Annotated in this window: 11 protein-coding genes, 2 tRNA genes and 2 rRNA genes (1 of these 15 cut by a window edge); 2 read left to right on the forward strand and 13 right to left on the reverse strand. The window is 48.6% G+C overall.

Annotation, left to right across the window (positions count from 1 at the left end):
* Positions 1 to 38: 38 nt before the first annotated feature.
* The 8 genes from tatC to R0134_RS14410 form a co-directional block, all read right to left on the reverse strand.
* Entirely contained in the window at positions 39 to 794 is a 756-nt protein-coding gene (tatC, locus tag R0134_RS14375; protein ID WP_319782645.1) for a twin-arginine translocase subunit TatC, read from the reverse strand.
* A complete protein-coding gene (gene tatB, locus R0134_RS14380; protein ID WP_319782646.1) occupies positions 795 to 1,223 on the reverse strand; it encodes a Sec-independent protein translocase protein TatB in 429 nt (142 codons plus the stop codon).
* Between the two features lie 2 nt (positions 1,224 to 1,225).
* Positions 1,226 to 1,474 (reverse strand): twin-arginine translocase TatA/TatE family subunit, encoded by a 249-nt coding sequence (gene tatA, locus R0134_RS14385; protein ID WP_319782647.1) that lies wholly within the window; start codon positions 1,472 to 1,474, stop codon positions 1,226 to 1,228.
* 482 nt (positions 1,475 to 1,956) lie between these two features.
* A complete protein-coding gene (locus R0134_RS14390; protein ID WP_319782648.1) occupies positions 1,957 to 2,442 on the reverse strand; it encodes a hypothetical protein in 486 nt (161 codons plus the stop codon).
* Between the two features lie 113 nt (positions 2,443 to 2,555).
* Complete coding sequence (locus R0134_RS14395; RefSeq protein ID WP_319782650.1) at positions 2,556 to 2,960, reverse strand: cytochrome c; 405 nt, start codon at positions 2,958 to 2,960, stop codon at positions 2,556 to 2,558.
* Between the two features lie 120 nt (positions 2,961 to 3,080).
* Complete coding sequence (locus tag R0134_RS14400) at positions 3,081 to 3,566, reverse strand: cupredoxin family protein (RefSeq protein WP_319782651.1); 486 nt, start codon at positions 3,564 to 3,566, stop codon at positions 3,081 to 3,083.
* 40 nt (positions 3,567 to 3,606) lie between these two features.
* Complete coding sequence (locus R0134_RS14405) at positions 3,607 to 4,710, reverse strand: copper resistance protein B (RefSeq protein ID WP_319782652.1); 1,104 nt, start codon at positions 4,708 to 4,710, stop codon at positions 3,607 to 3,609.
* A gap of 26 nt (positions 4,711 to 4,736) precedes the next feature.
* Positions 4,737 to 6,533: a copper resistance system multicopper oxidase gene (locus R0134_RS14410; protein ID WP_319782653.1), complete on the reverse strand. Its 1,797-nt coding sequence runs from the start codon at positions 6,531 to 6,533 to the stop codon at positions 4,737 to 4,739.
* A gap of 220 nt (positions 6,534 to 6,753) precedes the next feature.
* Here R0134_RS14410 and R0134_RS14415 point away from each other — a divergent pair, with 220 nt between their 5' ends.
* A complete protein-coding gene (locus R0134_RS14415) occupies positions 6,754 to 7,431 on the forward strand; it encodes a heavy metal response regulator transcription factor (RefSeq protein ID WP_319782654.1) in 678 nt (225 codons plus the stop codon).
* Between the two features lie 446 nt (positions 7,432 to 7,877).
* Here the strand turns inward: R0134_RS14415 and R0134_RS14420 are convergent, their stop codons facing one another.
* Positions 7,878 to 8,336, reverse strand: coding sequence for an ATPase (locus tag R0134_RS14420; protein ID WP_319782655.1), 459 nt, complete (start codon positions 8,334 to 8,336; stop codon positions 7,878 to 7,880).
* Between the two features lie 357 nt (positions 8,337 to 8,693).
* Between R0134_RS14420 and R0134_RS14425 the strand changes: the two genes are divergently transcribed.
* Entirely contained in the window at positions 8,694 to 9,047 is a 354-nt protein-coding gene (locus R0134_RS14425; protein WP_319782656.1) for a YHS domain-containing protein, read from the forward strand.
* A 1,155-nt stretch (positions 9,048 to 10,202) separates the two neighbouring features.
* Here the strand turns inward: R0134_RS14425 and R0134_RS14430 are convergent.
* The 4 genes from R0134_RS14430 to R0134_RS14445 all read right to left on the reverse strand — a co-directional run.
* Positions 10,203 to 10,279: transfer RNA gene (locus tag R0134_RS14430), tRNA-Asp, on the reverse strand.
* 31 nt (positions 10,280 to 10,310) lie between these two features.
* Positions 10,311 to 10,425, reverse strand: a 5S ribosomal RNA gene (gene rrf / locus R0134_RS14435).
* A 114-nt stretch (positions 10,426 to 10,539) separates the two neighbouring features.
* Positions 10,540 to 13,432, reverse strand: a 23S ribosomal RNA gene (locus R0134_RS14440).
* 392 nt (positions 13,433 to 13,824) lie between these two features.
* Positions 13,825 to 13,860 (reverse strand) — tRNA-Glu (locus R0134_RS14445); it runs 40 nt beyond the window's last position.

Raw genomic sequence — 13,860 nt, forward strand, 5'->3', positions numbered from 1 at the left:
TCTTCTTTCATCCCACTGACGGTCAGTTAAGTTTAACTTCAGTATCTATCATTAAGCTGAACTCCGCTCTCTTCTTTCGGGATGCGCACGTAGAAACGCGCAAAGAACAGGCCTACCTCAAACAGCAACCACATTGGAATAGCCAACAGAGTTTGCGAGATAATATCAGGCGGTGTTAGCAACATGCCTACCACAAATACGATCACAATCACGTACGGGCGTTTACTGGCCAGTGCTTTGGGCGTCATCATGCCGGTCCAGCAGATAATGATAGTCACAATAGGGATCTCAAAGGCGATACCAAAGGCGATAAACAGCCCCAGTACAAAATCTAAATAACTGGCGATATCGGTGGCAATAGTCACCCCGGTCGGCGCCATCTTGGTGAAGAAACCAAACGCTAAGGGAAACACCACAAAATAGGCAAAGGCCGCGCCCGCATAAAACAGCAAGGCGCTAGAAAATACCAAGGGGGCAATCAGGCGCTTTTCGTTCTTATACAGGCCAGCTGCGATAAATGCCCACACCTGATACAAAATATAAGGAATGGCTAGGAAGAAGGACACAATTAAGGTCAACTTCATCGGCGTTAAAAAAGGCGTTGCCACCCCCGTGGCAATCATAGTGCCGCCCTCGGGTAATTGACGCAGTAAGGGTTCAGCTAAGAGGGTATAAATGTCGTTAGCAAAATACACCAAAATTAAAAACACTAATAGAATAGCGACGAAGGCACGTAAAATACACCTTCTCAGCTCAACTAGGTGGCTAAATAAAGGCTGATGTACTTGATTCATTTAAGATTTATCCTGCGAGGCCGGAGGCGATAGAACCGAGTCATCTTGCGGTATTTTTTGTTCTCTATCCTGCACTATGTTTCGCTCTATTTTTGGCTTAGGCTTGAGCTCAATATCAAATTCAGGCTGTGCCTTATTTTCATAGCAACGAGCAACAGACGCAACGGCATCTTTTAGCTGGTCGACTGACTCTAGTAGCTCTGGGTTCAAGTGCTTAATATCGAGACTCTCGGCTTTTTTGAGGTCTCGATTCAGCTCATCTATACGCAGCTCTTGGCTCAACTCCGTCTTTACAGTATTGGCCGTATCGCGTACCGCTTTAAACAAGCGTGACACGGTTCTGACTGCAACCGGCAATCGCTCGGGGCCCAGCACCAAGAGGCCAACCACGGCGATCACTATTAGCTCCCAGAAACCAATATCAAACATGCTTATACTCGATCATTGTCTTTGGTTTTTGCTTGGTCTGTTTGGCCTTTTTTGTCAAACAGCGCTTCTTGCTCAAAGTACGCATCTTGTTTGTCTTTGGCCGCCTCTTGCTCGTCGCCACTCATCGCCTTTTTAAAGCCTTTCACCGCAGAACCCAGATCTCCACCCAAGCCACTCAATTTTTTAGTACCGAATAATAGCACCACAATTAGCACTACAATCAGTAACTGCCACACACTGACACCCGCCATAATTAACTTCCTATTTAAAACAAAAATAATAACTAAACTAAATGACAACTCCTTGATAGCTAACCTCAGAATGATGTTTTCCGCCCCCCTGAAACCAAATTATTAATGTCGACACCAAACCTAATATGGTCAATTAATTTTATATGTATATCTAAAAATGTTGGCTACATCACGTAGTCGCAGCCATAGCCTGGAATAGTTGCCATCTACTCTTCTTTCCATCATAACCTGCAAGTGGCTTGATGACGTATGTTCACCCAAGGTACTTTATATTTTTCAACCGGCGAGTAAGAATGATAAACAATCTAGATGAATTTATTTTTAAGTTGCGTGGAAAGTCCGTATGAAATTAATTTCACTACAGACTTCCCAGTAACGAAGGAGTTAGTTAGCTATTGAACCCCTTTGGTTTTTCATTGTCATGCCATCGGTGTTAATAGGTTAATTATATTTTCACTACTGACCAATGTAGTATTTTACTATTAAAATGTAACGCTCTGGTTAGTCCCGTTTGACGGCATTATTGCTACTGGCGCCTTGGTTCCTAAAGTTTTTGAACGGTTATTTTCACGTGACGTTCTCATTTTTTCATCAAAGCGATCGACACCATCTGTACCATTACTGCCACCGTTAAGATACACATCAGCGGAGTTTTCTCGTTGTTGAGCCGCTAATTGATTTTTTTCACGTGACTTTCTCATTTTTGCATCGAAACGGTCGACGCCATCGGTGCCATTGCTAACTTCATTCAGATATACCTTGGCGGGAATACAGGCTGATAAATCTTTACCTGTTTTCTTAGCCTGTAATTTAGCCATCTTTGTGTCAAATCTATCTACCCCATCAGTGCCGTTACTCAGGACGTTAAAACAAACGTTAGCGGGCTTGTAATGACTGGATGCCATAACTAATGGAGCAGAAAAAATACTAACGGCAGAGAAGATAAGCAGTGCGACAGGTTTAAACATGGTATTCCCCTTTATAAATAAATTGATTTTAATAAATATAAAGGATAGCAATGCATATCTGACGAGAACCTGTCATGAACATGACATTATTGTCATGTTCATTATTATCGTGTTTATTTTATGCCGTTTTCTCGCTGCTGATTGCGAATATAACTAATTATTTCACCCACCTCTGCTCGGGTAACACCCGATACCGGCGGCATATCGCCAAAACGCCAGTGATGGGCACGCACGCCATTAGCGGCGGCACGATAAAATGCTTCGTCACCATGATGAGAAGGCTCATACACCGGATGAATAAAGGAGGGGCCTTGGCGAGTGCCTTTCAAATCTACACCATGACAGCTGGCACAATTGTCGTTATAAGCTTGTTTGCCCTGGGATAATTGTGCTTGCTGGTTTTGCTGCTCCGGCTCACCGTTCTGTAGAAATCGACTACTGATAATAACAACGAATACGAGCGTGCCAACCACTACGCCCCATAACCGCCAACGAGGGGCTGTTGATATTTTTTTCACGCTATTACATCCTCTTACTCAATTAACTAAAAAATGGCATGGGCGAGGCCCATGCCATTAGTGTTACATGTTTTTTAATGCATTTGTGCGACTACTATTACCTGTTCTAATTTAACAGTCCTACATTACCTCTACACGGCCCTTCATACCCGCTTCCATATGGCCGGGGAGTAGACAGGCAAAATCAACGCTGCCTGCTTGATCGAATTTCCAGACTAAGCCGCCTCTCTGTCCTGGTTGTAGGCTGATCATATTGGGCTCGGCGTGTTTCATATCCGGCATTTGGCGCATCATGTCGGCATGTTCTTGCAAAGATGCCACATCACCAATCACCAATTCATGCGCCGCTTTACCCGAATTTTTAATAAATAAGCGCACGGTTTCACCGGCTTTCACTTCGATGTGATCGGGTGAAAAACGCATATTATCATGCATCACTACTTCGATAGTGCGACTCACGTCGGCCGCCTTACCAGGCAGACCTACCCCTTGCATATTCTGTTGCATCGCCGCCATATCATGACCTTGATGGTCACCGTGCTCGCCGGCAGCCATTGCCAAGCCGGGTAATAAAGACAGCATTAATACGGATAGTGTTTTTTTCATGTGTATTTCCTTAAAGGTGTTTGTTAAGTGCAGTTACAGTTTAAAACCAGAATTTAACCCCAGCCAACCAGCGAGTTTCCTGGGTCGCTTCGTCTTCTATTCGCCGTAGATCGGCACTATTTCCCAACGCCGTCGCCCATTCCCAGCCTAGATAGGGGGCAAACTGGCGATCGATTTCATAGCGCAGTCGAGCACCGGCTACTAGCTCAGATAAACCTTGGCCTTGGCCGCGTTCGGCATCATCCTTACCATAAGCGGTCAACTCCACACTGGGTTGCAATACCAGTCGCTGGGTTAATAAGAGTTCATATTCCGCTTCTACGGCTAACGCCGTTTGTCCATCGTCGCCCAAATAGGTTGTGGCATCGAGTTCAAACCAATAAGGGGCCAAGCCCGCCACACCTAAGGCCAACCAGCCCTGATCTGGCCCGTGGCCCGTATCATAACGCACACCTAATTCACTGTTCCAGAAGGTGCTCAGTGCATGGCTCCATAACAGCTCAGTACTGGCTTCTGCCAGCTTGCCTTGCTCTATGTCTCCTTCTGCTTTTAGTACGGCTCGGTTGTAATCACGACCAATCCAAGCACGAGTGTCAAAGGCTAAGGCATGGCCTGCACCGTTATCTACCCGCTCTAATTTATCGACTAGCACCCCGTAGAAAGTATGCTCGTCAGCCAGTCTTAACTGACGAGGACCGGGCAACGCATAGGGACCGTCTTCCAAGGTGAAACCACCGGAATAGGCATCGGGATCTCTGGCATCGGCGGGGGGGGAGCCCCCCTGCATCTGCATGCTACCGTGATCCATACCCTGCATCTGGCTATGATCCATGTCTTTCATTTGACTGTGGTCCATGTCCTTCATTTGACTGTGGTCCATGTCCTTCATTTGACTGTGGTCCATGCCCTTCATTTGACTATGGTCCATGTCTTTCATTTGACTGTGGTCCATGTCCTTCATTTGACTGTGGTCCATGTCCTTCATTTGACTATGGTCCATGTCTTTCATTTGACTGTGGTCCATGTCTTTCATTTGGCTGTTTGCCGGTGCTGAGACATGCCCAGCATGAGCGTCTTGAGCCAATGCAGCGCCAGCTGGCAGCACTGTTAAGGCCAGTAATATACTGTTCAATCCGGATTTCATGGTCGCTTTCCTTCCGTTTATCCCGCTCATGACACCACCACTTCGCGGAACATACCCGCATCCATATGGAACATTAGGTGACAGTGCCAAGCCCAACGTCCAAGCGCGTCTGCAGTGACCAAAAAGCTGATCCGTTGCGCCGGTTGCACCTGTATGGTGTGGCGACGTACCTGAAAACTACCGTCCGGATTTTCCAGTTCGCTCCACATACCGTGCAGATGCATGGGGTGAGTCATCATGGTGTCGTTGTGCAGAATGATGCGCACTCGTTCGCCATAGTTAAAGTGCACGGGTGTAGAGCTGCCAAATTCAACGCCATCGAACGACCAAGTATAGCGTTCCATATTGCCGGTTAGGTGTAGTTCTATTTCCCGCTCCGCCGGTCTTGGATCCATAGGGCCGCCCGGGGTACGCAAGTCAGCCAAGGTCAGTACTCGACGGCCGTTGTTGCGCAAGCCAATGCCGGGATCGTCCAAGTTGGTGCGCGGCGTATCTACCCGCATATCCACGCTAGGACCATACTCACTACGAGCATGATTCACCTCGCTGCTCGCCTTACTTAATCCCCCAGCCATAGCGCCCATGTTCATGGCGCTATGATCCATGCCGTTCATATTCATACTGCTATGGTCCATGTCTGCCATGGCGCCCATATCCATGCTGCCGTGATCCATACCACCCATATCGCCCATCATATCGGCCATCGTCAGCCATTCAGCTGGGTCCAACTCGGGCACGGCAGCACTCAGTCCTGCTCGCGTACCTAAAGTGCCGCGGGCATAACCGGTTCTGTCCATCGCTTGGGCAAACAGGGTATAAGCCTCGGCCTCAGGTTCAACCAGCACATCATAAGTTTCGCCAGGGCCAAACCGGAATTCGTCCACGGTGACTGGCTCTACATTCAGACCGTCGGCTTGAACCACCGTCATTTTAAGGCCAGGGATCCGCACATCATAAAAGCTATTGCCAGCGCCATTAATAAAGCGCAACCGCACTCGTTCACCTTGTTTGAACAGCGCCGTCCAGTTGCCCGCAGGAGCGGTGCCGTTCATGAGATAGGTCAGCGTCTCCGAGGACAGATCTGCCAAGTCGGTGGGGCTCATGCGCATTTCGTTCCACATCTGCCGTTTGTTTAGTGCTGACGTTAAGCCATCACTGGACACATCACGAAAGAAGTCGAATACCGTAGGTTGATTGAAGTTGTAGAGATCGCCCTGATTCTTGAGCTTACCTAATACTCGCATCGGATTTTCATCGGTCCAGTCCGAGAGCAACACCAGATGTTCGCGGTCGGCTTTAATGCTATCGCCTGCGGCGGGATCGATGATTAATCCCCCGTACATACCGGTGAGTTCCTGCATGCCCGAATGAGAGTGATACCAATAGGTGCCGCTTTGTTCCAACTTGTACTTATAAGTAAAGGTTTCGCCGGGAGCGATACCCGCAAAACTAATGCCCGGCACGCCGTCCATCTGATAAGGCAAAATAATACCGTGCCAGTGAATGGAGGTCGGCTCTTTCAGCCGATTGGTCACCCTAATGGTCACCTCATCTCCTTCACGCATGCGCAGTGTTGGGCCAGGAATGGAGCCGTTAATGGTGGTGGCCATGCGTGTTTTGCCAGTAAAGTTAACGGGCGTTTCATCGATAATCAGGTCGAACTCTTTTCCGGTCAGCACGGGTACATCGCCAGTTATAGTACCCAGACTGGCAGCTTGAGCGGGTCTCAACATGGGCACCATGCCTAACACCACGCCACCGGCGGCGAGTCCTTGTACAAATCTACGTCGGGGTAGATTGGGACTGTTCTCGATTACTTTCATTGCGACTTCTCTCCTTGTTGGCATTCTGCTCATTAGGAATGTTTATATAAGGAAAGAATAGAAGGTCAGCCTGTCGTCAACATGACTGTAAGATTACAAAATTGTCATGTTGCGGTCATGTGACTGGCAGCAAGCTGGCCTCAAGCTATAAACATAAGGCTGGCAGTAGCGCGCCTTGGTCGCCATCATGGGTCATAAATCACAGTACAAAGAGGCTAAAATGAAAATTCTGATCATCGAAGATGAACAAAAAACAGGGGATTATCTGCAAAAAGGGCTCAATGAGGCAGGGTTTGTGGTGGATCTTGCCCGCAATGGTTTAGATGGCCTGCATCTGGCGGTCACTGAGCCTTACGATTTGATCATTCTCGATGTCATGCTGCCAGATCTTAATGGCTGGCGAATTGTCGAAGCGCTGCGCGAGCAAGGGCGACACATGCCGCTGTTATTTTTAACTGCCAAAGACAGCGTAGAAGACCGGGTACGGGGATTGGAGCTGGGGGCCGACGATTACCTCGTCAAGCCTTTTGCCTTTTCTGAATTGCTGGCCAGAGTACGGACCTTACTGCGCAGAGGCAGCACTCAAGCACCCAGTACTCAACTGGAAGTGGCCGATCTCACGCTCAACCTACCACGTCGCCACGCAGTGCGTGCCGGAGAGCACATTCACTTAACCAACAAAGAGTTTGCGCTGTTGGAGTTGTTGGTGCGCCGCCAAGGAGAGGTATTACCGCGCTCGCTCATCGCCTCTCTGGTATGGGACATGAATTTCGACAGTGACACCAATGTCATCGACGTGGCCATTCGCCGCTTGCGCGTAAAAATAGACGATGGCTTCAGTCTTAAACTTATTCAAACTATCAGAGGCATGGGCTACACCATCGATATTACCCGTTAATCTGGATCCTGCGGTCTTACTCCGATTCATGTCTTATCGATTTAGCCGTCTTTTTGACTGCTGTCATTTATCAGCATTATGATAAAAATGAGCACTATGCTTACCGTTAAGCTGCACATCATAATAAGAGCATAATATACTTGTTAGTCAGCCGTACAAAAACGCCACTTTCTATATCATGGTCATACCTAAACGCATCTGTCCTTATCGCCTTAAGTCAAAAGACTTACTGGAACGTCAGGATTTTGAGGTAGGCGACCAACACGTGAACAAACCGATGTTTTTATGAAAGAGCATGGAGTGAACACCACGTAACGAACGATCATCGCTGTAAACGACTGGCTCTTGATGGATATCCACCCCAATCAGATAAGCTTTTAATTGATTTGAAACTCCATAATCACTAGATCATACCGATCGGACGCAGTGGTTGTGTATCAGTACAATTAGAGATCATCCATCCGGCCAACCTGACGAACTAGGCGCTTGAATTCATTTTGCTCCATCGTCAATAGCGACTCCATCAACTCTTTGGCCTCAGGAATCACGGCTTTACCAACCAATGTTTGGTAGAGAAAAATAATTTGATCGTGAAAGTCGAATACCTCTCGGCAAATACCGTTAAAATCAAGCTTCACATATGGCTCGTCACACGTCCGGTGAGTTTTGATGGGATGATGGGATATATAGTCATAAACCCATGTATCCAGAACTTTTGTGGCAGCCTGACGCTTAAACTCGTCTACGATACGTTCCATTTCAGACTCGTGGGCTGCCAGATAATCGAGAAGTGCCCGGGCTCTTTCTTCCTCATTCTGTGTCGCACAATGAGAAAGACAGCGCGCCAGATGGGCATGCAGGTTGCGAGTCCAATCGATCAGTTCTCCAAATGTTTTTATGTCCATTTCGATTGGCCTTTGTAGTAGGTTTGATGGCTACTTAATAAGTTTAAGTCGTACCCTCGAATATTAGTGTAGCCCCAATATTCTCGGTAATCATCTCAAGGAAGCTAATCCAAGGTTCTCCCTCAAGCAAACCACAGTAACCTGAAATGAAACTGAATAGGTGGGTCAAAGCAAATCCAGAGTTAATCTAAATCAACTCAATAACAGCCTTGAAAAACGCCCTGCCGACTATTCCTAGCTTTCCCTTGCTTACGTCGTGCTCTCTATCACCATTCAGCTTCAATTCAGATTGGCTGTATAGGATAAGGTTTGAAGATGATTAAGGGGTACACGGTTGATAGTTAAAGGAGAGAGGCGATGACGGAACTGCTGTACTTCATGATCTGGGCAGGAATCATCTTCCTGATGATACGTTTTGGCTGCGGTGCTCATGTGATGGGTCATGGACGTGGCAAGGCCAAGCATGACGAGAGGGGACCTGAAGGACAGGCGATCGAAGGCTTACACTGGACGCTACCCGCCGATGACATGGACCCAGTGTATGGCAATACCGTCCGCACCGAAACAGCCAAGCCAAGCGTCCATGACGGTCATGTCTATTATTTCTGCTCGCGTGACTGCCGAGAACGCTTCAAGGCTGTGCCCGAGCAATATATTGCTTTTGATGATACCAAACTCCCGCCCACCCAGCCGGAGAATGAGCATGCCTGACGTAGAGACCACTTCGAGCCTCAAGCCCAAGTTGTGCTATGGCACGTCCTTGCAGAGCCAAGTCGTACCACGAATCCCTGTGATCGCTCTAGGGATGAGCTTGGGATTATTCCTCGCCGTGCCCTTCATCCTGTGCGTCGGTTTCGACCTGCTGTTTCCCAACCAAGCCATGTATGAAAGCTGGTTGCACCTGCTGCCAGGCTTCACTTAGTTGAGCTGGTCAAGCTTCTTCCTAGGCCTAGCGGAAAGCTTCGGCTATGGCTAGTACGTGGCACTAATCTTCGGCCCGCTATACAACTTCTTTGCAATGCGTACCAACCGACGCAGCGGCGTATGAGCTATCTTACGGGCTCCACCTATTGCCTTGCATGGTGCCAAGCGAGAGTACGTATGTGTGCATTAGGCTGCGTTCTCAATTATGCCAACCAAATAACCGCTGATACCAGACACAACATTGATTGAGGCAGCCGACCCAAGGCCGTTTCAGCAGCAAAAATTTGAGTATGCGTATCGTTTCGGTGCTATTTGTCCAGCAACGGGAGCAACAGAGGCGTTACTGAGTCCAATCGTCAATCGAGAGATCATGAAAGTACATTTAGCCCTGATATCAGTGCGTACTCAGCCCAATCGACATGCCGTGGTCATCGTAGGATGGCATACTGCTGAGTGTGCCAATGCGTTTCCCAATATCAGTATGATTAAGTTGCCACCCTTACTCTCCCGAACTTAATCCTATCGAACAAGGTTGGAACATGCACTGGCTAACCGTTGCTTCAACTATTACAACGACATTATTGATGCCTGCACATCGGCATGGCAGCACTTTATTGCTGACATAGGTCGAGTGAAATCACTTTGTAATCGAAGCTGGATAAATCTGACCCAATAAATAATGTAATTGCTATAACGACATCAAATTTATCATCATCCCATTACGATTAGTTGAATGAAAGGCAAATGGATACGCTGAACTCTCAGTTCACTACTTGATACGCTGGAAGCTGTTTCGAATACCGGTCTAAACAGGTGCGTGGTCACGAAATGGTCACGGTTTGGTCACGGGGGAGGATTTGACAAAGTAGGAATGAAGAGTTTTGGCGAGGATAAAAAGGCAAAAAGCCCTTAGCTATCAATAAGCTAAGGGCTTCTTTAAAATGGCGGAGTGGACGGGACTCGAACCCGCGACCCCCGGCGTGACAGGCCGGTATTCTAACCAACTGAACTACCACTCCGCAAAGCTTGATAGTACGGGACTAAATGGTTGCCTGGCAGTGACCTACTTTCACATGGCAGCTGCCACACTATCATCGGCGCGGCTGCGTTTCACTACTGAGTTCGGCATGGGATCAGGTGGTTCCACAGCGCTATGGCCGCCAGGCATAAATTGTAATCTGGAAGGCTGAATTTTGATTATCGTACTGTTGAGTACGCTAATCTGAATAATTTGTTTGGTAGTTCTTGACCGCAAGGTCTCACACTTCTTGGGTGTTGTATGGTTAAGCCGCACGGGTAATTAGTACAGGTTAGCTCAACGCATCGCTGCGCTTACACACCCTGCCTATCAACGTTGTAGTCTCCAACGGCCCTTCAGAGGGCGTAAAGCCCTAGGGATGACTCATCTTGAGGCTCGCTTCCCGCTTAGATGCTTTCAGCGGTTATCGATTCCGAACGTAGCTACCGGGCAATGCATCTGGCGATACAACCCGAACACCAGGGGTTCGTCCACTCCGGTCCTCTCGTACTAGGAGCAGCTCCTCTCAATCATCCAACGCCCACGGCAGATAGGGACCGAACTGTCTCACGACGTTCTGAACCCAGCTCGCGTACCACTTTAAATGGCGAACAGCCATACCCTTGGGACCGACTTCAGCCCCAGGATGTGATGAGCCGACATCGAGGTGCCAAACACCGCCGTCGATATGAACTCTTGGGCGGTATCAGCCTGTTATCCCCGGAGTACCTTTTATCCGTTGAGCGATGGCCCTTCCATACAGAACCACCGGATCACTATGACCTACTTTCGTATCTGCTCGACCTGTCCGTCTCGCAGTTAAGCTGGCTTATGCCATTGCACTAACCGTACGATGTCCGACCGTACTTAGCCAACCTTCGTGCTCCTCCGTTACTCTTTAGGAGGAGACCGCCCCAGTCAAACTACCCACCAGGCACTGTCCGCAACCCCGATAAGGGGCCTACGTTAGAACATCAGACATACAAGGGTGGTATTTCAAGGTTGACTCCATAGCAACTAGCGTCACTACTTCACAGTCTCCCACCTATCCTACACATGTAGGGCCAATGTTCAGTGCCAAGCTATAGTAAAGGTTCACGGGGTCTTTCCGTCTAGCCGCGGGTATACGGCATCTTCACCGCAAATTCAATTTCACTGAGTCTCGGGTGGAGACAGCGTGGCCATGATTACACCATTCGTGCAGGTCGGAACTTACCCGACAAGGAATTTCGCTACCTTAGGACCGTTATAGTTACGGCCGCCGTTTACTGGGGCTTCAATCAAGAGCTTCACCCGAAGGCTAACCCCATCATTTAACCTTCCAGCACCGGGCAGGTGTCACACCGTATACGTCCTCTTACGAGTTTGCACAGTGCTGTGTTTTTGATAAACAGTTCCAGCCACCTGGTCACTGCGGCTGAGTCACGCTCCATCCGCAAGGGATTTCACATGCCTCAGCGTACCTTCTCCCGAAGTTACGGTACTATTTTGCCTAGTTCCTTCACCCGAGTTCTCTCAAGCGCCTTAGTATTCTCTACCCGACCACCTGTGTCGGTTTGGGGTACGATTCACGTGTACCTGAAGCTTAGAGGCTTTTCCTGGAAGCGGGGCATCAGTGACTTCACCGCCGTAGCGATTTCGTCTCAGGCCTCAGCATTGCGCGTCCGGATTTACCTAAACACGCTGCCTACACCCTTTCACCAGGACAACCAACGCCTGGCTCACTTAGCCTTCTCCGTCCCCCCATCGCAGTACACGTCAGTACGGGAATATTAACCCGTTTCCCATCGACTACGCTTTTCAGCCTCGCCTTAGGGGTCGACTCACCCTGCCCCGATTAACGTTGGACAGGAACCCTTGGTCTTTTGGCGTGGAGGTTTTTCACCCCCATTATCGTTACTCATGTCAGCATTCGCACTTCTGATATCTCCAGCATGCTTCACAACACACCTTCGCAGACTTACAGAACGCTCCCCTACCACGCACTCAATAAAGAGTGCATCCGCGGCTTCGGTGCATAGTTTAGCCCCGTTACATCTTCCGCGCAGGCCGACTCGACCAGTGAGCTATTACGCTTTCTTTAAATGATGGCTGCTTCTAAGCCAACATCCTGGCTGTCTGAGCCTTCCCACTTCGTTTCCCACTTAACTATGACTTTGGGACCTTAGCCGGCGGTCTGGGTTGTTTCCCTCTTCACGATGGACGTTAGCACCCACCGTGTGTCTCCCGGATAGTACTTTACGGTATTCGGAGTTTGCATGGGGTTGGTAAGTCGGGATGACCCCCTAGCCCAAACAGTGCTCTACCCCCGTAAGTATTCGTCCGAGGCTCTACCTAAATAGATTTCGGGGAGAACCAGCTATCTCCCGGTTTGATTGGCCTTTCACCCCCAACCACAAGTCATCCCCTAATTTTGCAACATTAGTGGGTTCGGTCCTCCAGTTGATGTTACTCAACCTTCAACCTGCTCATGGCTAGATCACCGGGTTTCGGGTCTAATCCTAGCAACTATTCGCCCAGTTAAGACTCGGTTTCCCTACGGCTCCCCTATACGGTTAACCTTGCTACTAAAATTAAGTCGCTGACCCATTATACAAAAGGTACGCAGTCACCCAACAAGTGGGCTTCCACTGCTTGTACGTACACGGTTTCAGGTTCTATTTCACTCCCCTCACAGGGGTTCTTTTCGCCTTTCCCTCACGGTACTGGTTCACTATCGGTCAGTCAGGAGTATTTAGCCTTGGAGGATGGTCCCCCCATATTCAAACAGGATATCACGTGTCCCGTCCTACTCGATTTCACATTAAAGGCAATTTAGTGTACGGGGCTATCACCCACTACGGCTGGTCTTTCCAGGACCATTCCACTATCGCCAAGAATGCTTAAGGGCTGGTCCCCGTTCGCTCGCCGCTACTAGGGGAATCTCGGTTGATTTCTTTTCCTCGAGGTACTTAGATGTTTCAGTTCCCTCGGTTCGCCTCGTTACACTATGTATTCATGTAACGATACTCTACTAAGTAGAGTGGGTTTCCCCATTCGGATATTACGGACTCAAGCGCTTCTTACCAGCTCATCCGTACTTAACGCAGGTTAGCACGTCCTTCATCGCCTCTGACTGCCAAGGCATCCACCGTGTACGCTTAGTCACTTAACCATACAACCCCAAGAAGTGTCCCGTTATGTGGCTAATACCGCCTGTCTCTTCGTTGTTACTCGGCTTCGCCCCCTCACATAGTAAACTATGCTCAGGTGCTCATTCTCGCAACGCCTCGATACCGACGCTATTCGCTCACCTAACCTCTACTTACGTACAGATTAGGTATCATAAAAAAAGATGCTTCTCTAAGCGGGGTCGTTTGCATCAGTGACTGATGCTTACAACTATATTTCGCCAAGAATTTCTAAGACACTTGCGTATCAAGAACTACAAATTATTTCTATCAGCTTTCCAGATTGTTAAAGAGCAAGAGTAATTAAACCCTAAGCGTTAGACTTTAAGAGACGTTAATCTCTAAAGCGTAATGCTTAGTGTTTGAGCGGCTTTAATGGCGTCCCCAAGGGGATTCGAACCCCTGTTACCGC

Origin of the sequence: Oceanisphaera sp. IT1-181 (assembly GCF_033807535.1) — a bacterium.
GTDB lineage: Bacteria > Pseudomonadota > Gammaproteobacteria > Enterobacterales > Aeromonadaceae > Oceanimonas.